Source organism: Cereibacter sp. Soil_C_27, assembly GCF_057657095.1.
In genome coordinates, this window is the sequence record NZ_JBDGJD010000002.1 from 562403 (window position 1) to 583140 (window position 20738).

The 20738-nt window shown below is 65.2% G+C and carries 24 protein-coding genes and 1 tRNA gene; 17 read left to right on the forward strand and 8 right to left on the reverse strand.

Annotated elements, in window-relative coordinates; translation table 11 throughout:
• Positions 1-178 precede the first annotated feature (178 nt).
• Positions 179-254: transfer RNA gene (locus AC3A5Z_RS09635), tRNA-Val, on the forward strand.
• 21 nt (positions 255-275) lie between these two features.
• Here the strand turns inward: AC3A5Z_RS09635 and AC3A5Z_RS09640 are convergent.
• Positions 276-1418 (reverse strand): tyrosine-type recombinase/integrase, encoded by a 1143-nt coding sequence (locus AC3A5Z_RS09640; protein WP_487519138.1) that lies wholly within the window; start codon positions 1416-1418, stop codon positions 276-278.
• The gene (locus tag AC3A5Z_RS09645; RefSeq protein ID WP_487519139.1) at positions 1408-1713 is read right to left on the reverse strand and encodes a helix-turn-helix transcriptional regulator; all 306 of its coding nucleotides are present in this window, start codon (positions 1711-1713) and stop codon (positions 1408-1410) included. The genes AC3A5Z_RS09640 and AC3A5Z_RS09645 overlap by 11 nt, the downstream gene beginning before the upstream one ends.
• A gap of 245 nt (positions 1714-1958) precedes the next feature.
• Here AC3A5Z_RS09645 and AC3A5Z_RS09650 point away from each other — a divergent pair, with 245 nt between their 5' ends.
• The gene (locus tag AC3A5Z_RS09650) at positions 1959-2177 is read left to right on the forward strand and encodes a DUF982 domain-containing protein (RefSeq protein WP_487519140.1); all 219 of its coding nucleotides are present in this window, start codon (positions 1959-1961) and stop codon (positions 2175-2177) included.
• Positions 2178-2761: 584 nt separating this feature from the next.
• Here the strand turns inward: AC3A5Z_RS09650 and AC3A5Z_RS09655 are convergent.
• From AC3A5Z_RS09655 to AC3A5Z_RS09680, 6 genes are all read right to left on the reverse strand, one after another.
• On the reverse strand, positions 2762-4831 hold the full coding sequence (locus AC3A5Z_RS09655) for a DNA cytosine methyltransferase (protein WP_487519141.1): 2070 nt from the start codon (positions 4829-4831) through the stop codon (positions 2762-2764).
• Positions 4832-5441: 610 nt separating this feature from the next.
• Positions 5442-6308, reverse strand: coding sequence for a DUF2303 family protein (locus AC3A5Z_RS09660; protein ID WP_487519142.1), 867 nt, complete (start codon positions 6306-6308; stop codon positions 5442-5444).
• Positions 6309-6332: 24 nt separating this feature from the next.
• Entirely contained in the window at positions 6333-6659 is a 327-nt protein-coding gene (locus AC3A5Z_RS09665) for a hypothetical protein (protein ID WP_487519143.1), read from the reverse strand.
• A 72-nt stretch (positions 6660-6731) separates the two neighbouring features.
• Positions 6732-6896 (reverse strand): hypothetical protein, encoded by a 165-nt coding sequence (locus tag AC3A5Z_RS09670; RefSeq protein ID WP_487519144.1) that lies wholly within the window; start codon positions 6894-6896, stop codon positions 6732-6734.
• 333 nt (positions 6897-7229) lie between these two features.
• On the reverse strand, positions 7230-8117 hold the full coding sequence (locus AC3A5Z_RS09675; RefSeq protein ID WP_487519145.1) for a hypothetical protein: 888 nt from the start codon (positions 8115-8117) through the stop codon (positions 7230-7232).
• Positions 8118-8304: 187 nt separating this feature from the next.
• On the reverse strand, positions 8305-8697 hold the full coding sequence (locus tag AC3A5Z_RS09680; RefSeq protein WP_487519146.1) for a helix-turn-helix domain-containing protein: 393 nt from the start codon (positions 8695-8697) through the stop codon (positions 8305-8307).
• A gap of 90 nt (positions 8698-8787) precedes the next feature.
• Here AC3A5Z_RS09680 and AC3A5Z_RS09685 point away from each other — a divergent pair, with 90 nt between their 5' ends.
• The 15 genes from AC3A5Z_RS09685 (at position 8788) to AC3A5Z_RS09755 (ending at position 20677) form a co-directional block, all read left to right on the forward strand.
• Positions 8788-9021, forward strand: coding sequence for a helix-turn-helix domain-containing protein (locus AC3A5Z_RS09685; protein WP_487519147.1), 234 nt, complete (start codon positions 8788-8790; stop codon positions 9019-9021).
• Between the two features lie 74 nt (positions 9022-9095).
• On the forward strand, positions 9096-9323 hold the full coding sequence (locus tag AC3A5Z_RS09690; protein WP_487519148.1) for a hypothetical protein: 228 nt from the start codon (positions 9096-9098) through the stop codon (positions 9321-9323).
• Positions 9324-9632: 309 nt separating this feature from the next.
• The gene (locus AC3A5Z_RS09695; RefSeq protein ID WP_487519149.1) at positions 9633-10073 is read left to right on the forward strand and encodes a winged helix-turn-helix domain-containing protein; all 441 of its coding nucleotides are present in this window, start codon (positions 9633-9635) and stop codon (positions 10071-10073) included.
• A gap of 55 nt (positions 10074-10128) precedes the next feature.
• Positions 10129-10752 carry a DUF1376 domain-containing protein gene (locus tag AC3A5Z_RS09700; protein WP_487519150.1) on the forward strand — a complete coding sequence of 208 codons (624 nt, stop codon included), beginning with the start codon at positions 10129-10131 and terminating at the stop codon, positions 10750-10752.
• A gap of 159 nt (positions 10753-10911) precedes the next feature.
• Positions 10912-11559, forward strand: a complete 648-nt coding sequence (locus AC3A5Z_RS09705; RefSeq protein WP_487519151.1) for a hypothetical protein — start codon at positions 10912-10914, stop codon at positions 11557-11559.
• A complete protein-coding gene (locus AC3A5Z_RS09710; protein WP_487519152.1) occupies positions 11556-12077 on the forward strand; it encodes a hypothetical protein in 522 nt (173 codons plus the stop codon). Before AC3A5Z_RS09705 ends, AC3A5Z_RS09710 begins: the two co-directional genes overlap by 4 nt.
• A gap of 180 nt (positions 12078-12257) precedes the next feature.
• Positions 12258-12932, forward strand: coding sequence for a hypothetical protein (locus tag AC3A5Z_RS09715; protein ID WP_487519600.1), 675 nt, complete (start codon positions 12258-12260; stop codon positions 12930-12932).
• Between the two features lie 149 nt (positions 12933-13081).
• Entirely contained in the window at positions 13082-13717 is a 636-nt protein-coding gene (locus AC3A5Z_RS09720; RefSeq protein WP_487519153.1) for a hypothetical protein, read from the forward strand.
• Entirely contained in the window at positions 13717-15774 is a 2058-nt protein-coding gene (locus AC3A5Z_RS09725) for a phage terminase large subunit family protein (RefSeq protein WP_487519154.1), read from the forward strand. Before AC3A5Z_RS09720 ends, AC3A5Z_RS09725 begins: the two co-directional genes overlap by 1 nt.
• A 3-nt stretch (positions 15775-15777) precedes the next feature.
• A complete protein-coding gene (locus tag AC3A5Z_RS09730; protein WP_487519155.1) occupies positions 15778-15984 on the forward strand; it encodes a phage head-tail joining protein in 207 nt (68 codons plus the stop codon).
• Complete coding sequence (locus tag AC3A5Z_RS09735) at positions 15984-17438, forward strand: phage portal protein (RefSeq protein WP_487519156.1); 1455 nt, start codon at positions 15984-15986, stop codon at positions 17436-17438. Before AC3A5Z_RS09730 ends, AC3A5Z_RS09735 begins: the two co-directional genes overlap by 1 nt.
• The gene (locus AC3A5Z_RS09740) at positions 17419-19515 is read left to right on the forward strand and encodes a head maturation protease, ClpP-related (protein WP_487519157.1); all 2097 of its coding nucleotides are present in this window, start codon (positions 17419-17421) and stop codon (positions 19513-19515) included. The genes AC3A5Z_RS09735 and AC3A5Z_RS09740 overlap by 20 nt, the downstream gene beginning before the upstream one ends.
• Positions 19516-19599: 84 nt before the next feature.
• Positions 19600-19932: a DUF2190 family protein gene (locus tag AC3A5Z_RS09745; RefSeq protein WP_487519158.1), complete on the forward strand. Its 333-nt coding sequence runs from the start codon at positions 19600-19602 to the stop codon at positions 19930-19932.
• Between the two features lie 2 nt (positions 19933-19934).
• The gene (locus AC3A5Z_RS09750; RefSeq protein WP_487519159.1) at positions 19935-20261 is read left to right on the forward strand and encodes a head-tail joining protein; all 327 of its coding nucleotides are present in this window, start codon (positions 19935-19937) and stop codon (positions 20259-20261) included.
• The gene (locus tag AC3A5Z_RS09755; protein ID WP_487519160.1) at positions 20258-20677 is read left to right on the forward strand and encodes a hypothetical protein; all 420 of its coding nucleotides are present in this window, start codon (positions 20258-20260) and stop codon (positions 20675-20677) included. The genes AC3A5Z_RS09750 and AC3A5Z_RS09755 overlap by 4 nt, the downstream gene beginning before the upstream one ends.
• Positions 20678-20738: the final 61 nt, after the last annotated feature.

A 20738-nucleotide genomic window follows, 5' to 3' on the forward strand; every position in this document is an offset into this window, starting at 1 on the left:
TGGCTGCGGTCGGGCTGCTCTCAACAGCCGAAGACAGCGGGCATCTGCGGCATCCGGCCTTCCTGCCGCCCCGCTCGCCCGAGCCTTTCCGAGCCCTCCGGGCCGCAGGATCCGGCGGCAGACTGCAGCGGCAATCCGTCTTGCCTGCCCGCCCCGGATCGGCTATCCCGCCCGCACCGGGTCGTTAGCTCAGATGGTAGAGCGTCTCGTTTACACCGAGAATGTCGGCGGTTCGATCCCGTCACGACCCACCAAAATCAAGCACTTACGGGCTGCTAGTCGTTAAGGTTCCCAATCCACGCCGGGCGGTTCCCAATCTCCGGAATCAGCAGCAGCGTTTCGGCGTTCATGTGCTCCGCCTCGGCTCGCCGTGCATAGTGCTTCGCCATCTTCTCGGACAGGTGACCGAGCATGGATTTCACCCGCTGGATGCCGCCAAAGACTTCCGGGTTTCGCGCCACGGCATTGGCGATCATCGTCGCATTGGTGTGGCGCAGGCCATGGAAAGTGGGGCGGAAGGCTCCCTCGGCATATTCGCTTACGGTGTCGGGGCGCAGCTTCAGCCGGATGATCTCAGTGCGCCATGACGCACCGAACCCGCTCGGCGTCCACGTCGCCCCGCGGGAGTTGGTCAGTAGCGGCCGGCGCGGGTCCACGATGCCCGCCTTCCTGCGCTCGGCGCGCTCCATGTCAATGATCGCGAGCACCACCGGGTGCAGGGGCACCGGCACCGATGTGCCGGTCTTTCCCTGGCTGAGATACCATGTACCGCCATCGATGACGCTGTCGGTCAGCTGCAGCAGGCAGTCGCTGCGCCTTTGGCTCGTGTAGATGGCCACCAAGGCTACCTTGACGATCTCCGGCTTGCCTTTCTCCAGCAGCTGCGTCAGGGCCTCCTCCGGCCAAGGCTCGTACGATCCTTCGCTGGTGACCCGCTCGATCTTGCGGCACGGGTTGACGTCGGCAAAGCCGCGGGTTCGCCCCCAGCTGAACACGGAGCTGATGTCGTCGAGTCGGCGGTTAGCTGTCGCCGGTCGTTCTGAGAGGCTGTCGTAGAGAGCCTGCACATGCACGGGCCGAATGGCTGATGCCTCGAACTGGCCCCATCGTTTCTTCATCAGCTCGAGCGCTTGCTCGCGACCGGATTTCGAGACTGGGGGCAGGCGCTTGTACTTCTCACTCAGACGATGCTGCCGCACCAGCTCAGCGACGCCAGTTGGGCTCGTGGCTTCGCCTGGTCGGACGCCGAAGATCTCTGCGTGGGCAGCGTCATAGGCCTCGCGATACTCCGCTGAGAATGGGTGGGGAAGAGGTTTCCTGATCTCGCGGCCATCGCGCACCACCCGGAAGTAGAAAAACTCCCGGGCGCGCCGCAGCTTGCGCTGCACGTATTGTTCTAGCCTCAGATCAGCCGCCACGGCTTGCCCTCAAAATCGGGTCGTCCGGCTCGTCCGGCGCTCCCGAGCTTCCTTGTAGCCGCTTTTCCACATCTGCCCACTTCCAGCGCGCGGAGCCGCCGATCTTCACTGGCTTCGGAAGATGGCCTTTCTTCACCCATTCCCACGCTGTCGTGCTGCTTATGTCCAGCATCTCGCAGAGCAGAGAGCAGGAGACGTAGGCGATGATCCTGGGGGGCGCCTCAACGACGGCGGGGAGGGCGGTGACCTCGATCCTGCGCTGATTTCCCATCCTCAGACCCTCCAGATCGGACATTTGCAGACCCCTGCTGACACGTCCCAGCGGCGGCAGGGCAAGCGGACCAAGCCATGGCGGGGCTTTATAGGCTGCGAGATCTCAACTCCGGTACGAAGTTTTCCGTAGGAGGAGGAAGATCCGTGTTGTAGATGTCCTTTATCCTCAGCGAGCTGCTCACCAGCGAAAGACCCTGTCTGCGCTCGCTTCCACGTGAAGTGTGTTCTGTCGGAGGGCCGATGCCTAATATTTGCTGGGGGGATCCCGTGACGGTTAAGATCACGAGCCGTGACCTGCCTTTTGAAATCGAGTCCGCGTTCGAAGCTGCACAGGTTTTTGCCGTGGTGGCTGCTGACGTCAAAGGTCCGAAGGTGGCGGAGGCGCTTTCCATAATCGCGGCTGTTCTCGGCGGAGAAGCGGCTCCCTCGGACGCTCGACTGGCGTTTATAGAAGCTGCGCGCGAGGCTGGCATAAGGGTTCTCTAACCGCGTTTGCCTCAGCGCGATTTCTAAACCGACGCCTTGCACCCAAAATTTTCTCAACATGAGCGAATTCCGTGCTTCAGCCTTATTTGCGCCACCATTGGAGGCTGACGGTAAAGCTCGCGACGCAAAGAAGATGGGGCTCATAATGCGGTTTTTTATCGTTGAGGGCGTAGATCTGCTGGCACTACATCCAGACGGACGGGCGGCCCTATGGTGTGGCGACGATTGGCATCCGCGGCAGGGTTCGGATGCATTGGCGAATGAAGCGTTCAGAACGGGAATGCTCCACGAGGTGACCTGCATAACCGAAAAGGTGCTGAGTGGCTTCGACGCCACGATGCCGAATTTCTCAGACCGACTGCAAGGCGAGGCCGTGATAAAGCGGCTCACTATCTGCGCGAACGCCTCCGCAACACCCAGAGGTCGAAGACTGACACTCGAGATCAAATGGGGAGGGGATGCTGCTCGCCTGCGGACGTTCGGGATGAACACCCGATCTGCTCCGTACGAGAGCCGGTTCGGAAACGGACTATAGGCTTCCTGAACAGGGCTGGCCTCGGGCGCTGCGGTGACGGCGGTGTTGGTCATGCCGCCGCCTCTGCGCATTCCACCGCCAGATGCCTACAGTTGGCTGTGACGATCGCCTCGGCCAGCGGCGGACAGACAGAATTCCCGCAGCAGCTGACCTGCACGTCCTTCGAGAACCCGCGCCAGTGCCAGTCGCTCTCGCGCTTGTCCCAGACGCCGTCGATCACGTAGTCGGCGGGGAAGCCCTGCGCATTGAAAAGCTCGCGAGGGCTGAGCATCCGCATCCCGATGTCGACAACCACGAAGGTCGCGCTGTCGATCTCGAGCGTAACGAACTCGCCGCCATCCCAGGCGCCCTGCTCGCGCAGGAACGAGGCCACCTCGCGCGCGCGGGCCTCGTGCTCTGGGGCGAAGGGCGGGGCGTCGAGCGTCGCCTGCATGTGCCCCATGCGATCCTTGACCGTCACCGTGTGCAGTGGCTCGTCGGTGCGGGCGCCGTCGCCGGTGCCGTAGTATTTTGCGAACCACGCGGCGACGGGCATCTGGTGACTGCCGGTCGCAGTGATCGTGGCTAAAGGCTCGGTCGCCGGGCGGCCCGGGTTCACGCCCCCGATCCGGCGGCTGTCGTTATTGTGCTGCGCGATGAATGCGGCGACGGTCGCGTGTTTCACGCCGCCGGCGACGACGGTGCCGAGAGGCTGGTGCAGATCGAGGGCGCGCGGTGCTTGTCCCTCTCGCTCGCCGTAGCCGGTCTGGATCAGCGTCGGGATGAAGATGCTGTTCTGATCCTTGCGGCTTGCGCAGATCGTGTGGTGCGGGTCTTCGATCGAGCGCACCCCGCCCCCCTGCTGCGCATAGGTCAGCACCGGCGCCACGATGGCCGAGTGCCCGCCGCCGGCGAGGACGGTCGGATGCGGCGCGTTGGCGGCGCTGTCGCGGCGCGCCGTGCCCTTGAGGCTCATCAGGTTCGGCGCGACGAGGGCGTGAGCGACGCCGCCGGCGGTGACGACGCCGAAGCTCTTGGATAGCGGGTATTCCCGCCGCCCGCCGCTGTCGCCGTGTGCGAGGCTGGCGAGACAGGGCGCGACGATGCCGAGCGGAGCCGCCCCGCCGGGGCGCTTGATGTAGCTGTTCGCCGTCACGGTCGGAGCAGGCTCGCGCAAGTCCGATCCAGTCGCGCCGCTGTTGAAGCGTGTGATGGATGGCGCGACGAGCGCCTTTTCCCCGCGGTGCGCGCCGGTGATCGTCCGGAAGGGGTCAGCCAGATCCTCGAGCCGCGCGCCGTGGGTCAGATTGACGAGGAAGGGTCTGTCGGCCTGCAGTACATAACGGGAGATCCCGCGCGCCACCCGGGCCAGCGTGTTCCCGGCCAGCGGGCGGATGGCGCGCAGCCCGTGCTTCGCCATGACCTCGGCCGAGCTGTCGAAGATCGAGGGGCAGGGCAGCCACCAGTCAATGCACTCCGCCGCAGTGCGCCACGGCAACAGCTTGCCGCGCTTCACCGCCGCACTGTTGGGATCGCCGTGCGTCGGCTTCGGCCAGACGATCGGGCGCCCGTCGCGGCGGGCGATGAAAAACCAGCGCTTGCGGATCGTCGGGGCGCCATAGTCGCAGGCCCGCAGCTCGCGGCTCCGGCAGCGGTAGCCCGCCTTGCGCAGCCGCTTCAGCCAGAGCTCATAGGTCTGCCCGGCGAACTCCTTGATCGGCTGGCCGTCATTGTCGACCGGGCCCCAGGTCGGGAACTCCTCGACGTTCTCCATGCAGATCACGTCGGGCTTCACATCCTCGGCCCAGCGAACGACCACCCATGCCAGATCGCGGATGTTGCGGTCGCGCGGGGCGCCGCCCTTGGCCTTGCTGAAATGCTTGCAGTCAGGCGAGGCCCAGAGCAGCCCGACCGGGCAGCCTGCTGTAACGGTGAGCGGGTCCACGTCCCAGATGTTGCTGTCTAGGTGCAACGTCTCGGGATGGTTCGCGGCATGCAGAGCCAGCGCCTTTTCAGAGTGATTGATCGCCACATCGGGCGACCGCCCGAGGGCTAGCTCGATCCCGGTGCTGGCGCCGCCGCCGCCTGCGAAGCTGTCGATGATCATCGGGCGCGGGTCGGGGTGGAGGGCGTCATGCATCGACGGCCCGCTGCGGCTGCGCCGAAATTTTGGCACTGCGCCCGGTTGGAATGGTGGAGTTTGAGACTGAGTGCTCTACAAATGTTCCATGAAGGCAAAAAATCTCTCTCTTCCGGGCCGTTGGACGAATTCTGTTACCCTCAAGGTCGGCAGGGAGGGCGTGATTTACGTTATTCGCTCTTCTCTGGAAGCTGTTCACTTTGTTCTTGCTCATGAGGTCTCGGGACCTTTGTGCGACGGGCTTCTCGCGTGTCTCGACGCGGCCCATGGGCGAATTGATCATGATGACGCGCGATGGGCCTTCTTGAAGAGCGCTGCGGCGGCCGGATACTTGCACCACTGAAGTCATCCTTTTGCCTCGTCCGTCTCGCGGTCCCGGCCAAGCGACTGTGCGCGCCAGGCAGCGGCGAGCTGCTGCAGGGCTTCGTCGGCGCGGTCGAGCGGGGTGGGGGTGGCGTGAAACATCAATGTCTCCTGTGGCTCTCGGGATGCCAGCCCGCGCAGGGCTCGTGTCCGAAAAGTCATGGGGCGGGAAAAGCCCCCGGCGCGCTGGCCGGGGTAGTTTCCAACGGGGAGGTTGCGCGGAGGCCCCGCCGCGCCCGGGATGCCGTCAGTGGGCGCGGCCCATGATCACTGGCAGGCCGGTCTCGTCGGATGCGAGCGTGGCAATCTCGGCGAAGTAGGCGCGGCGCTGGTATTCGACCCGGCGCCACTCGAAGCCGAGCTGCAACCCGGCGCCGGTCGGGCGGAAGCGGAAGGCCGCCTTCAGCTCCACAGGGCGTTCGCCGTTGAAGAGCGGGATGTTCAGCATGAACTCGCGCGGGACGACGACATTGTTCTCGACGCGCGTGTCGGTCTCGAAACGGAAAGACCGGTCGCCGGTCTCCAGCCTCGTGCTGCTCTTGAAGGACAGGCTCTGCGTTGCTTCCAGATCGCGGCTGATCTCGACCATCGTCGCAGCCTCAGGGAAGGCGATGTCGATCGAGTTCTCCTCGAGGAAGGCGGCGAACTCGGCCTGGCTGTGCAACTTGCCCTCGAAGGCGTTCCACCGCGTGAACTCCTCGGACGGCAGGATCTTCAGCGTGCAGGTGTGGTTCAGCGGTCCGGCAAAGCCATGGTCCTCGTGCTCGTTGTGCGGGTGCCAGTCGACATGCACCGAGATGGTGCCGGCGTCATAATCGGCGACGATCAGCGAGGCCTCGGTGCGGAAGCGGTTGGCATAGGCGGTGAGCGAGGCGCGATCGTCGACGGTGACGCGCTGCATGGGGCGCGGCAGCACCCGGTGCGGGTCGGTGATGTCCTTCAGCTGGTAGCCATTGGGCAGCATGACGTGGTTGCGGCCGTCGATGCCGACGATCACCGGGCTTGCGAGGCGCGCGCCGTCGATTGCCGCATCGAGGGCTGCGCGTGGATCAGCCGCCATGGCAAGTACCTCGGGAGGCGCCGACGGGTTGGTCGAGGGTGTCGGGGATTTCATGGGTCACTCCAGTTGTTGAAGAGGTCAGCCGTCGCGGTCCCGGCGGTTGCCGAGCTCGTCGAACATCTCGTGCTGGTTCGGATCGCGGCGGCTCAGGCGGCCATCGTCGGTCGCGTAGTAGATGCCGGTGCCGATCGCGCGGCGCGGCTTCTTCACCGTCATGGTGGGCTGGCATTCGAGCTGCCCCGCCTTGTTCATGACCAGCGGAAGCACCAATGTGATGGCGCCCTTGCCGCCGGTGAGCTTCACCGCGTCGACCAGCTCGTTGAGCAGACTGTCGCCCTCGGCCAGCAATTCGCCGCGGCGGAAGCTCTGGATGAATTCGAGGAAGTTCAGTTCAGCGCCAGCCATGGGCTTCCTTTCGCGCGATGGAGTGTGGAGGGAGGGGATGGCGTTCATCGGGTTCCTTACATGGGAAGGGGGTCACATGCCGCGCATGGCCAACCCCTGCGCCACGGTCTGCGCGGCGCGGTCCTGGATGTGCTTCCCGGCAGCAGTGACGAGGAAGAGAACCAGCAGCAGCGTGACGCATCCGACGAGGAAGCCGGTCAGATCGGGGTGGCTGCGCTTCGTCAGAGTCGAGGGCACCAGGGCGCGGCGGGCCGGGTGCTCGAAGTTCGCACGGCGCACAGAGGCGAGGGGCGGAAGATGATGTGCTTTCGTCGGCGAGATCGGTGTGACTGGCGCGAACGAGATTTTCACAGCTTTGTCTCCAACAGGGTGTGACAATCTGTGAACCACATAAAATGGATAGTCAACGACTAACGTACATTATTTATGGATCACGACGCTGCGGCGCCGCTAAGTCCCGTCCTGTGGAGCTCTGCGCGGGCATGGAAAAGCCCGCCAGCGGGGCGGGCGTTGTGTGTGGGATGCAAAGCGTGAACGGAGGCTGATCGCTCCTTACCTACTTCATGCTCGCTAGCTGCAGTAGTTACCGCGGCTGCATGGTATCAAAGCTGGATATCTCCTCGGGCCGGGCTCGACCTCAAAGCGAAAACCAGTGTTCTGCTTACAGCCAAAGACGTCAACGTACTCAACCACCCCACACACCCAAAGCCGTGTCGTCCGGGCTCTGAGAGCCTGCACCGCTTCGATAGGGCAGTGCCTGTCGTAGGTACTGAATTCAACCTTGAGTTCGGCACCGGAAGCTATCGAGTTCTGGCTTCCCGCTTCACCGTCCTTGATCAAATAATCCTCGGGAAAGTTCTCGCAAAAGAGGCAGGTTCCCCATATGGACACGTCGCTTGCCGGGCTTGCTCCGGCGTTTGTGAGGATGATGATGAAGTTGATATCCTCGGCTTGTTTGCCGTCGCTCCGGTGCTCGGCCTTTGTGTGCGTCACCCCAACATAGGCCCTAACCTGCCTTCTGCCGATATCTCGCGTAACCTCGACTGCAGTCATGGCTGCGCGGTTAGCTTGCCAGGTAAGCGCGAGGGTCAAGAAGAGGAGAGCCGTTCCGATGCCGACGAGATATGTAGAGTAGAGCGCGTAGTCCCGCATGTCCTCAGTGGCAGCATTCGTAGCTTTTGCCGACTTTTCTAGGCTCTGCTGAACGACAAGATTTTCTGCCTCCCGTTGGTCGGCTTCCTGTTCGCGGCGTTTGCGGGCGTCAGCGGTGGCCTGATCCTCGACGTGTTCAACCCTCAAAGGTGGAAGAAAACTCTCGAATCTATCATGTTCTTCGGAGGCGTCGTGTTGTCGACGGTCTGTTTGACCGCTGGCTTGCCCTGAAATGGTCCAGGCCGCCAAGCCGCAGATGACCACCATTTCGCAGATAGCGCCAAATACCTGCGCCCGTGGCTTCAAGGGCCCTGTCCGGGACCCGACCAAGATATTCAGTTGCACCACGGATAGCTTCCAAGTGAGTCGCGAACAAGATGTTGTGTCGAACAGCGGAGCTGGGCGCGGCGGGGCAGGCAGGCGCTAGGACTGGCGTGTTGACCAAACGGCGGATTGTCGCTTAATGTGAACACATCAAGAACATCGGGGGGTGTCATGGATCTTCATTGGTGGGTGACGCTGGCGCGCCTCGCTCGGAAATGCGGCGTGAGCCGGAACCTTCTCTTCGATCCCATTCAGTTCTTGCGTCGCATAAAAGCGGAAAGATCCTCTCCTGAACGTCGCCGGGAAGCTGAGCGAAATCGCCGTTGATGAGAAAGTTGAAATCCACTCGGTGAGCTCGGTATAGATACCTCATCACGGGCAGACTGGGGTAGCTGAGCGCTACTTCCATGTTGCTGATAGCGGTTTTTTTCAACCCCACTTGGTCGCTCAGCTGCCGCTGGTCCAGCCCTGCTAGGAGGCGGGCGGCCCGTAGGCGGATTGCCTGAGCCTTCTTGCTGTCGTCGCCGGTCATCGCGGCAGTTATTTTTTCGTTGATCTGCATGGCCTATTTATAGCAAAGGCCCATTTTTTGTGGATCACCTTCCACGTGGACCCTTGACGATCCACAAAGAATGGACCAAAAATCGTCGTCATGAGCAATGTCCATGAAATATGTGAGGCTGTTGGTCGTCGCCGTCTGGCAACGGACCTGGGCGTCGGCAAGACGGCCGTCAGCAACGCAGTGGTTGAAGGCCGTTTCCCTGCGAAGTGGTACGTTATTGTCAAGGCTCACTGCGATGCGCTTGGGATCGACTGTCCGACGTCCGCCTTCAGCTTTGCCGAGGCACCTAACGGTGCTTTCGTTGCTAACGAGGCGGCCGAATGACCGCCCCGCTGCACCATCCTCTCTCTGATCGTCATGCGTCCTCACAAGCACATGATGGCTCAGGAGAGACGCAAATGTCCCATACCAAAGTTTTTGACCCGCGCTGTTTTCGCGCGCGCTTCGCCGACCTCTGGGCCGAGTTCCTGCGGGCAAACTATCGGAGCCCGGAGGAGGTCGCGGTCTGCTACGGCGTCCGCTACCAGACCGCCGTCAATTGGTGGCAAGGCGCAAACCGCCCGAGCGGCGACGTCGTGGCGCTGGCCGGACGCAGGTTCACCGACTTTCTCGAGGGGCGGGGATGATGCGGCTCCTGATGCTCTACCCCGCTTGGGCAGCGGTCACGCTGCTCATCCTGGCGCTCACGAGCGGGGGGCGCTGCCCTCCGCATCGCCGCCGAGCGCCTGACCGGCTGGCAAAAGTTTTTGGCCAAGGAAATTGAAAGGAGACGCGCATGAGCTCTTCGACACCTGTCCCAGACCCTTTCACTGCGGACCCAGAGCCACGCGGTGCTGCACTCGCTTTCGGCGTTACTCTGGCCTTCTGGCTCGGCGTGGCCTTGGGGGCGGTGCTGTGAGAAGGACCTCGCCCCCAGCCTTTTCCGGGGTGCAACCGTGACGACAGCCGAGTTTCGCAAGCTCTGGCTCGACAGGAGCCTGACCCTCCAGAAGATCGCGGAGCGCATGGGTCTGAGCTACCAGTGCGTCCAGCAGCGCGCCGCGGCCCGGCGTTTCGGCCCGCGCCCGCGGGGCCACAACGAGCATCTGACCTGGAAACCCTGTGCCGACTTTGCGGACATGTGGCGCGCGGGGGTCGGCCTCGCGGCCTTGACCGAGTTCTACGGCGTCCGCCACAACACCATCCTGCAGGGCGCGGCGCGGCTCGGCTTGAAGAAACGGAACATCAAACGCCACACCTCGATCAGCGTCGCCGAGTTTCGCCGGCAGCAAGTGGTGGCGGAAATGGCCGCGGCCGCGGCCAAGACGCGCAAGGCAATGTGGACCTGCGAGATGATCGATCGGCCAAGCGGCGGGCGCTGGAAGGTGGCGGCATGACGGCCCCCTTCATGGACCGCCTCCAGGGGCCGACGCAGCGGCGGAGGGATGGTGCATGAGCGAGATCCTCGAGGACTTCTGGGTCTACCCGCTGCACTGGGGCGACACGCTGTCGAACCACGATTGGGTGCCGCTCTACATCAACCGGCTGCTCACCTCGCGTTTCGTGGCGCGGGCGCTGGCGCAGGGCAGGCGGGCCGACATCGGCACCGCCGTGATCCTGTGGTGCGAGGCCTTCCGCCAGGATCCTGCCGGCACGCTGCCCGATGATGATCTGACGCTGGCGCGGCTCGCCGGCTACGGCTCCGACCTGGATGGCTGGGCCGAGGCTCGGGCGGGTGCGCTCTACGGCTGGTCGGTGGTGCATGTCGAAGGCGAGGCGCCTCCCGGAGACGAGCGGCGGCTCGGTCACCGGATGATCGAGAAGATCGCCGTCGACATGTTCAAGCGAAAGCGCGGGCGCGAGCAGTCGCGCGATGCCGCGGCGCTGGCGTTGGCACGGACGCGGGTGAAGAAGAAGCTGGTGGCCATGGGCAACAGCCGAATGGCGGAGAATGGCACGGTGCTGACGGCCATCACCGCATGGCTGTCGGAGCATGGTCTCTACATCACCGATGACAATGTCCGAGCTGCTCTGGAGGTCGCCGCTGGTGTCCCTCGGGTGGTGCAATCGAAGTGAAATGCGCTGCAATCAGGTGAAATGATTTCACCGGGTTTCAGCAAGGATTGCAGGTGATTTCACCTGCGTTTTCAGGTCTCTCGGTGAAATTGCCCTACAGGACAAGACCATACAGAACCTGACAGAACATCCTTCCTGCAAGGGGAGGCCGACGAGCAGATGGAAACCGGGCTGGCTGGGGAAAAGGGCAATACGATGACCGTAGAGCAAGACGATGACGGCGGGAGCGGAAAGGCGCGGGTGCGCGAGTGCTTCGTGCAGCGCCTGACGGATGCCGGGCTGGTCAGGCCGAAGGGCATGCCGGAGGCGGGGTTTGCCGAGGTGATGGCGAAGCTGGCGGACTTCCTGTCCTACATGGGTCGGGAGAACCTGATCACGCTGGCTGAGCTGGTGCTGGATCATGCCGAGGGACCAAAGCGCAACGTCTGCCCGTCCGAGGTGGTGATCCGCGGTCTGGCGCGCGGGCTGCAGGAGCGGCCTGTGACGGAGGCCCGGATCGTCACCAGTTGGCTCGCGTCGATCGAAGGGCCGCAGGCCGAACTCGGCGGCTACCTGGTCGAGCTGCTGCGCTTCCTGCGCGCGCACGGTCGTCCGCCGATGGTGATGGACAAGCGCAAGATCCGTGAGGATGCCGAAGCGAACCAGCGCGCGATGAACCTGATCAGGGGCCGCATCGAGCGCGAGAGCGCGACGGCCGAGGATCGGGCCTTCCTGCTCGCCTATGAGGATGATCTGCGGCGCGGTCGTGAGATCGTGTCGGCGGGGCGGGACAAGCGGGCACAAGGCGACAAGGGGCAGGCGGCATGAAGGCGATGAAGATGGATATGGCAACGTTGCGGGCGACGCCCTGGGATCTCGGGCCGCTGACCAAGCGGCAAGTGCGGGGCAAGGTGATCGAGGAGGTGACCACGCTAGACCCTAAGACGGGCAAGGCAGTGAACCCGAATGGCGTCATCCGCACGAGGCGTGAGACATGGATCGTGCGGTATCACCGCAAGGGCAAGCTGTCGGACCGGCAGGCGAACATCGCGGCCGAGCTGGTCGAAGCGGCAGCAGGGCTGCCGCAGCGCGATCCTCTCGCCGCATTGCGCATCGACAGGCGCGCCGGCGGCGACGATCCCGAGGTGGAGCGGATGGACCGGCGGCGCAAGTTCTTCCAGATGTGGGAGGCGGTGCCGGTCTTCGCCCGCCCTGTGATCCAGCATGTGCTGCTGGACGACCAGTCGTTGCGCAGCATGGCGGGCTGCATCCATAGCAGGCACGAGGCGCGGCATCTCGACAGGCTCCAACGTGGCCTGGATGCGCTTCTGGCAGCGTGGGCTTGATCAAGCGCTTGACGTGACCAAAACAAATCGACAGATTGGCATCATCGGAGAGGTGCGCAGATAGCCCTCGATGTCACCCATACCTTCCGCCCGCCCGGTCCTGCCGCGCGGGCTTTTTCTTTTCCTGAGGCAGGCATGAGCATATCGTTCGGCCTCGACACCCAAGCCTTCCGAGGGGCGATGGATCTCACCGCCCGCGACGCACGGATCGCGGCAACCTGGGCGCTGAACGATACTGCTGCCGATGTGCTGGCACATGTTCAGGACCGGATGAAGGTGGTCTTCGACCGGCCCACCCGGTTCACGCAAAACGCCTTCATGGTGGTCAGGGCGAGGGGCAACACCCTCGAGGCCGCGGTGCAGGAGCGGCCGTCGGTTGCGCTGCGCCACTACCTGAAGGTTCAGGAGGAGGGCGGGCCGCGCGGGCAGACCGGGTTCGAGCGTCTGCTGTCGCGCAGCTTGGCCTTCGAGGGGGTGATCCAGTCGATCATCCCGGCGGACAATGCCCGCCTCGATGCCTACGGGAACTGGTCGAGGGGCGAGCGCAACCAGGTGCTGTCGGGGCTGCAGGCTCAGGGCGACAGGGCGGCGAACACGACAGCGGCCTCAAAGCGCCGCAACCGGAAGCGCGCCACGTACTTCGTCCCGAAGAGCGGGCTCACACCCGCGATCTACAAGCGCGAGGCCAGCGGCCAGATCGGCATCATCGCGGTGCTGTCGCCGGTGGTGCCGGTCTATCAGCAAAGGCTCGGCTTCTTCGATGGTGCCGAGCAGGTCTGGCGCGAGAAGCTGCCGGGGCATCTGGCCCGGACGCTAGGCAAGATGATCGAGAAGCGGTTCGGATCGAGCGGGTAGGGGCGTCGGGTCCTTCCGGGCCGATCCTGCCACGCGGGTAATTCGCACCCCGACAGTTCTGCCGCGCTTAACTTGGCGGAAAGCCTTAACCAACCGCAGCTTAACAAAGCCGGCGGTCCTTTACCACTGAACCGGAGGCGGATGTGCAGATGAACGCCACGACGCTGGCTCAGCGCCTTGGCGTCTCCAAGGCCCGGGTGTCGCAATATGTGCGCGAGGGTGTGTTGGCGGGCTGCTATGTCGGCGACGGGCGCCAGCGGCTCTTCGATCTGGATCTCGTGAAGAAGGCGCTGGAGCGCGGCCTCGATCCGGGGCAGCTGCTCGGGAACGGCGCCCAGACCAAAGCAGCGCTGAAGAAGCTAGGCGTCGAGGATGCGCCGGAGGCACCGGCAGATCGTCAGGCTCCAAAGCCGAAGGCTGCGCGGTGGGACACGCTGCTCGAGCCGCGCGACCCGGATCGTTACGAGCTCGCCCGGATCCAGAACGCAGAAGAGGACGCGCGCCGGAAGCGTCGGGACAACGAGCGCGACGAGGGCCGTTGGGTGCTGGCCGAGGAGGTCGAGCGCAGCGCCGGCAAGTTGATCGCGAGAGAGATGGGCCAGTTCGAAGCGGTGCTGCGGGATGGTGCCCGGGCCATCGCCGATCGGCTGGGGGTCGACTACCGCGAGGCCCGGCAGATCCTCGTGGCCGAGTGGCGGGCTCACCGCGCGCGGCAGTCGGAAGGGCTGGCGGCTGAGGCTGCCGGCATCCAGCTATCGGCGGCAGAACACGAGGCAGATGTCTGATGGGCTTTTTGTCGTCGGCAGAGGCCGCGGTGCTGAGAGGCATCGCCGCCGCGATGCTGCCTGCTCCGCCGCCAGACATCACCCGGTGGTGCGAGGAGAACATCGAGTTCGACGAGCGCTCGCCGTTTCCGGGCAAGTTCCGGATCGATCGGTTTCCATTCCTGCGCCGGATCCACGAGGTTCTGTCGCCGGAGCATCCGAGCCGGGAGGTGACGGTGCGCGGCTCGGCGCAGTGGGGCAAGACGGTCTCGGTGCTGAACCCGACGCTTGCGGCCTGGCACGAGAATGGGCCGCTCGACAGCCTGGTGGTGCATCCAACCACCTCGTCTGCGACGGAATGGGTGCGGACGAAGTGGATGCCGATGCGCCGCCAGGCGCCGTCGCTGCTGCGGACGTTCGGAGACGGCAAGGGGGTCCAGACCGACACTCTGCACAATCAGGAGACCCTGCGGCGAGACGGCACGCTGAAGGTCACCTCCGCGGGCTCGCCGGATGACCTTGCCGGGACGACGCGGCGCCTCGTCCTGATGGACGACGTGTCGAAGTTCGAGATGACGCCGAAGGGCGATCCGGAAGAGCTGGCCAAGAGCCGGGCTTCGGGTTTCGAGGACGCCAAGATCGTGCGGATCTCGACGCCGCAGATCGTGGGCACCTGCCGCATCACGCGGGCCTTCCTGCGCTCGACGCAGGAGCATTACCACGTGCCATGCCCGCACTGCGGGACAATGGCGCCACTGACATGGGAGAACTTCCGGCGCAACCTGATGCCCGAGCGGCTTCATGCCGCGCACTTCACCTGTGACGCCTGCGGTGCCGTCATCGATCACAGCCACAAGATGGCCATGGTCGCGGCGGGACAGTGGGTTGCGCATAATCCGGTCGGGGATCACCCCGGCTTCCACCTCTGGCGCGCCTATGTCCCGCAGCGGGACTGGGCATCGATCGCCGTCGAATTCGCCCAGGTGATGGGCTGGACGAGCCTCAGCCTCAGCGCGGAGGGGGAGACCAAGCTAGCCGAGCTGGCCGATGCGCAGACGGAGCAGACGTTCTGGAACGACGTGCTGGGCCTGCCTTACGAGCAGGCCAGCAAGGGCCCCGATTGGGAGAAGCTGCGCGATCGTGCCGAAAAGCCGGACGAGGAGGCGGGCAGACCCCTCGCGCGCGGCATCGTGCCGGCGGAGGGCGTGATCCTCGCCGCGGGCGTGGACAACCAGGGCGACCGGATCGAGGTGCAGATCGTGGCCTTTGGCCGCAACTATCGGCGCTGGGTGATCGATTATGTCGTGATCCCGCACCACATCAGCACGGACGAGGGTCGAGCCGCCCTCGACCAGCTCCTGAAGGCCACCTGGCGCACCGAGACCGGCAAGCGCATCGCGCTCGATGTGCTGGCGATCGACAGCGGCGCCTACACGGAAGATGTCTGGGATTGGGCGCTTCGGCACCCTTACACGCGCGTCATCGTCAGCAAGGGCGCGACCTCGGCCGCCGCACCGCCGCTGAAGCGGATGGAATTCGACAAGCGCACCGACCGCATGGCGCGGCGCAAGCGCAAGCAGGGCTATATCGTCGGTGTCTCGCAGCTGAAGGGCGACTTCTACAGCTGGCTCGACAAGACGGATCCTCACGAGCGCGGCTATTGCCGCTTCGCCACCGGGCTCGGGGATGCCTTCTACCGCATGCTCGTCGCCGAGGTCAGGATCCTCAAGCGCGCCTCTTCGGGCGCGATGGTGAGCAAATGGGTTGTCGTGGCGCCGGACGGGCGCAACGAGGCCCTCGACACCATGGTCATGGCCGAGGCTGCGGCTCGCTACAAGCACTGGACCTACATGGCGGATGCCGCATGGGACCAGCTCGACGCCGAGCGCGGCGGATCGCCGGAGGAAGCGCAGGGCGACCTCTTCGCCGCCGCGGTGTCGGTGGTGCCGGAGATGCCGGTGCCGCTGAGCGAGCGGGCGATGCCGGAACCTGCACCGCCTCTCCCCGCCGGGGGGCATCCGCGCGCTGCGGAAAAATCCGCCCCGAACCGGGGCATCAAGTATCTGACCAGGAGATAACGCATGGCGTGGACGCAGGGCGAAATCGACCGCGCAAAGGCGAACTACGCCAAAGGCGCGCTCAAGCTCCGGCTCAGCAACGGCGAGGAAGTCAGCTTCGCCTCCGGCGATGACATGTTGAAGCGCATCAGGACGATGGAGGCGGAGGTGGCCGGAGCTGGATCGACACGCTTCGGTGTCTCCTATGTCCGCACGACACGAGGTCTCTGATGAACCCGATCGACCGCGTGGTGCACTTCTTCAATCCGGAGGCAGGCGCGCGGCGGGTCATGGCGCGCGCCCGCGCGGAAACGGTGATGAACTACGATGCGGCCTCACGCGGCCGGCGGACCTATGGCTGGAAGGCGCCGGGCTCGTCGGCGGATGCTGCGGCCTTTGGCGCGCGGGCGCGGCTTCGGAACCTGAGCCGCGACATGATCCGCAACCGCCCCTACGCCGCTCGGGCGCGTGACGTCGTGGTGGCGAACGTGGTTGGCGAGGGGATTGTCCCGTCGATCTCTGCCAAGGACGAGCGCACCAAGGAGGCGGTGTCGGACATCCTCAGGCGGCACCTGATGACGCCGGATATCGACGCCATGGGCGAGTATGATCTCTTGGAGATGCAGGCCATCATCATGGCCACGGTGTTTGCAGACGGCGAAGTCCTCCTGCGCCGCCGCCCGCGGGATCCGCGCTTCAATCCGGGGCTGATCCTCGGCTATCAGGTCGAGGTGATCGAGGTCGACCAGCTCGACCAGACCGTGCAGAGCAACGGCGCGAACCTCGTGATCGAGGGGATCGAATACGGGCCGACCGGCGCGATCGAGGCCTACCACCTGCTTCAGGAGCATCCGGGTGCCGTGCAGCACCGGAAGGCGCCGACGACCTCCCGCGTGCCGTGGCAGGACGTGATCCATGTCCGCCGCTTCGATCGTGCGGGCTTGCGCGGCGTGCCGTGGCTCGCCCCGGTGATGATGACGCTTGGCGAGCTGAGCGATTACCAGGAGGCCCAGATCCTCAAGAAGAAGATGGCCGCGCTCCTCGCGGTCGTCGTCGAATACGAGGCGGAGGCGCGGCGACCGGACGGGGTGGGAGATGGGCTGGAAGATCTGGCACCGGGCGCGGTGGTGCATCTTCCGGAGGGTGCCAAGCCGCATTTTACGGCTCCGCCGACCGTCGACGGCTATGACGAGTTCATGCGGCGCGGGCTTGCTGCCGTCGCGGTCGGGATCGGCATCACCTACGAGGCGCTGGCTGGCGACCTGAAGGGCGTGAACTTCTCTTCCGGCCGCATGGGCCGGATGGAAATGGACCGGCTCGTGCGCATGTGGCAGCGCAACCTGATGATCGGTCAGGTTTGCACCGGCCTGGAGCGTTGGTTCCGGGAAGGTTTGCGGCTGATCGGCAAGGGCGACTTGCAGTTCGAGATGACCTGGACGCCGCCGCGTCGGATCCTCGTCGATCCGACCAAGGAGATCCCGGCGATGATCGAGGAGATCGAGGCCGGCCTCAATAGCCGGCAGCGTACGCAGCGCGAGCTCGGCCGCGATCCGGACACCATCCGCCGGGAGCGCGTCGAAGATCAGGAGAATGACCGGCTCGCCAAGCTCGAGCCGATCGGGGCGAAGGCACCGGCCCCGAGACCCGAAACCATAGGAGGCGACGATGCCCAAGACAGGCAGTGACCTGATCATCAACGGCGAGATCATTCTCAGCGGCAACGTCATCGTCGATGACTGGGCCGGCTGGATGTATGACGAGGACGCCTACTTCTGCCCACGCATGGTGCGGGAAGCTCTTGCCGAGTTGGGGGAGGGTCAGGTGACCATCCGGCTGAACTCGATGGGCGGGCATTGCTGGGCCGGCGAGCAGATCCGGACGATCATCGCAGGTCATCCGGGCGGGTGCCGGATCGTGGTAGAGGGCATCGCCGCCTCGGCCGCCTCCCTGCTCTTCATGGCTGGGGCTGAACGGATCATGTCCGCGGGATCCATGCTCATGATCCATGACCCATCGGGGATGGCTTGGGGGACGGAAGAGGACATGCGGCGCGAGGCCGACCGGATCGGCGTCGAGGCGGATATCTACGCGGCGGTCTACGCCGCTGCCTCGGGCAAGAGCGCCGACGAGGTGCGGGCGATCATGAAGGCCGAGACCTGGTTCGGGGCTGAAGCCGCGATTGCCGCGGGCTTTGCCGATGCTGTCGTCGACGAGCCCGCGCGTGAGGTTCCGCTCACCGCATCCGTGGACACCGCCCGGATGGCCTTCATGGCTGCAGGCAAGCATCTGCGCCAGCGCATCCAACAAAAACCGGAGGGTGGCCGCCCGGCCCCTTCCGCCCCTGCCGCAGTTGGCGGCGCCCCGGCCGAGATGGCCCTCGCAAAGGAGGCAGCAATGCCCAAAGACAATCCGGCCGTGATCCCGGAGCAACCGACCACCCCGCCGACCACACCGCCGACCATTGCGGCCGCACCGGATGTCCTGGCGCAGGAACGCGCCCGGGTCCGCAGCATCCGTGAGATGGCTGCCCCCTTCGTCCTTTCGGGCCGCCTGACGCAAGCCGAGGTTGACGTCCTGCTGGACGAAGGCACCTCCGCCGAGGCCGCCGGCACGAAGTTCATGGCGGCGATGGCGGCGGCGGAACCGGCGGGCCGTTCGGTTTCCCGTCCTGCCACCATCACCCGCGACGAGGTCGAGACCAGGATGGAGGGCATGATCGGCGCTCTCATGATGAAGACCGACGGGCCGGCGGCGGATTACCGCGGTCTGCGGGTCAAGCGGCTCGCGATGGACCTCGCAGGGCCGCAGCGCGGCTACAACGATGCTGAAGCGATCAGGCGCGGGATGATGGCCACGTCGATGATGGGTGGGGCCTATGGCATCTCCGACTTCGCCTATATCACCACCGAGGTGATGAGCCGCACCCTGCGCGAGGCCTACACCCGCCGCCCCGCCACCTGGCAGGCGGTCTGCGGCGCACCCATCTCGGCCTCCGACTTCCGTGAACTGCATGCGGTGCGCTTCGGCGGCGACTTCCAGCTCAAGCCGGTGAAGGAGAACGGCGAGTACCAGGAGGCGACGCTGTCCGATGAGGCCGAGGGGCTGAGGGTCGAGCGGCGCGGTCGGACGATCAACATCACCTTCGAGGCGATCGTGAACGACGACATGGGCGCCTTCAGCCGGATCCCGATGGAATTCTCGATGGCCGCCCGGACGATGGAAGCCTCGATGGTCTGGTCGCTGTTCCGGACCAACGCGAAGCTGAAGTCGGACGGCAAGGCTCTGTTCCACGCGGATCACGGCAACCTCGCCGGCAGCGGCGGCGCGCTCGGCGTCACCACTGTTGCCGCGGCCCGCAAGGCGATGTGGGAGCAGCGCGCGTTCGGCTCGACCGACAAGGACGACTTCCTGTCGATCGAGCCGAACCGTCTGATCGTGCCGCCGGCACTGGAACTGGTGGCGCTCCAGTTCGCCACCGCCATCACGGCGGCGACGGATGCGACGGTGAACCCGTTCAAGGCGACGCTCGACCCGATCGTCGTCGGCAACCTGGGCGCGGCTGCGGGCGGGTCGGACACTGCCTGGTATCTGGTCTCGAGCGACATGCCCCCGATCCAGCACGCCTACCTCGACGGCTACGAGGCTCCGACCGTCCAGACGATCGAGGGCATGAACCCCGACAAGGTGACGATGAACGCGCGCCACATCTTCGGTGCCGCGCCGGTCGAGTTCCGTGGCTCCTTCAAGAACGTCGGCGCCTGATCTGCTGACGCCAGCCTGACCTGACGAAAGGGCGCCCCGGTGGCGCCCTTCGTCGTTCCGCAACATGCGCAGAAGGATGCGATCATGAAAAACTACGTGCAGCCCGGCGAGAACATCACTCTGCCGGCCCCCGCCGATGTCGTCTCCGGCCAGCTCGTCCTCATCGGCGGGATCGTCGGGGTGGCGCAGTTCGACGCCTTGAGCGGCGTGGATGTCGTGCTGGTCCGCCGCGGCGTCTTCACCTTGCCCAAGACCTCGGCGCAGGCTTGGACGGTGGGCGCCAAGATCTACCGCGATGCGACCACGGGCGCCGCGACCACCACCGCGAGCGGCAACCTCCTGATCGGCGCGGCCGTGGCGGTCGCGGCCAACCCGTCGGACACGGGCACCGTGCTGCTCGACGGGGCGGTCCGCTGACCATGTCGCTCTTCGACGGGGTAGCCTCCCTGCTGACCGATGTGCTCGGCGCACCGGTCAGCTACACGCCGTCGGGAGGGGCGCCGCGGGAGATCCCCTCGCTGTTTCGCGAGGATCCGCTCGAAGCGGTCGATCAGGACGGCCACCCAGTCCTGATCGTATCGCCGACCTGGCAGGTCCAGAGGCATCTTGTGCCAGAGCTCGCGCGCGAGGATCGGATCGCGCCCGGCAATGGTCAGGTCTACCGGGTCTTGAACCACGAGCCGTCGGGCTCGCCAGCCGCCGACGCCATGTGGGTTTGCGAGCTCGAAAGGATCCTCTTCCCATGAACCAGCGCAAGCTCTTCCGCAGCCTCGCTGCCGCCGCGCTGCAAGCGGATCCTCGGCTCTTCAGCCTCAAGCAGATGTCGGCCTGGGCGGGGAGCATCAACGCAACGGAGCTGCCGGTGATCGGCGTCGTCACGCCGCAGGAGCGGATCCGGCCGGAGACGCTCGAGGACTTCGAGCGATCGACGCTCCTGCAGGTGGTCGTGAAGCGGGTGGGCGGCGACGATCTGGAGGACACGCTGGATGACGACGCCGACGCCATCGAGATCTGCATCTGCCACGCGATCATGGGCGCCGGATACCGCTGCCTCCCGGAGGACTTGACCATCGTGCTGAACGGCGACGGCGAGCAGCGCATCGGCACGCTCATGTGCAACTTCCGGGTCACCTGGTTCCGGTCTCTCGGTGGCATCACCTGATCCGTCGCCCGGCGGACGCCCCAGGGCGAGAAGCGGGCTACCTGACACCACAGCCGAAAGG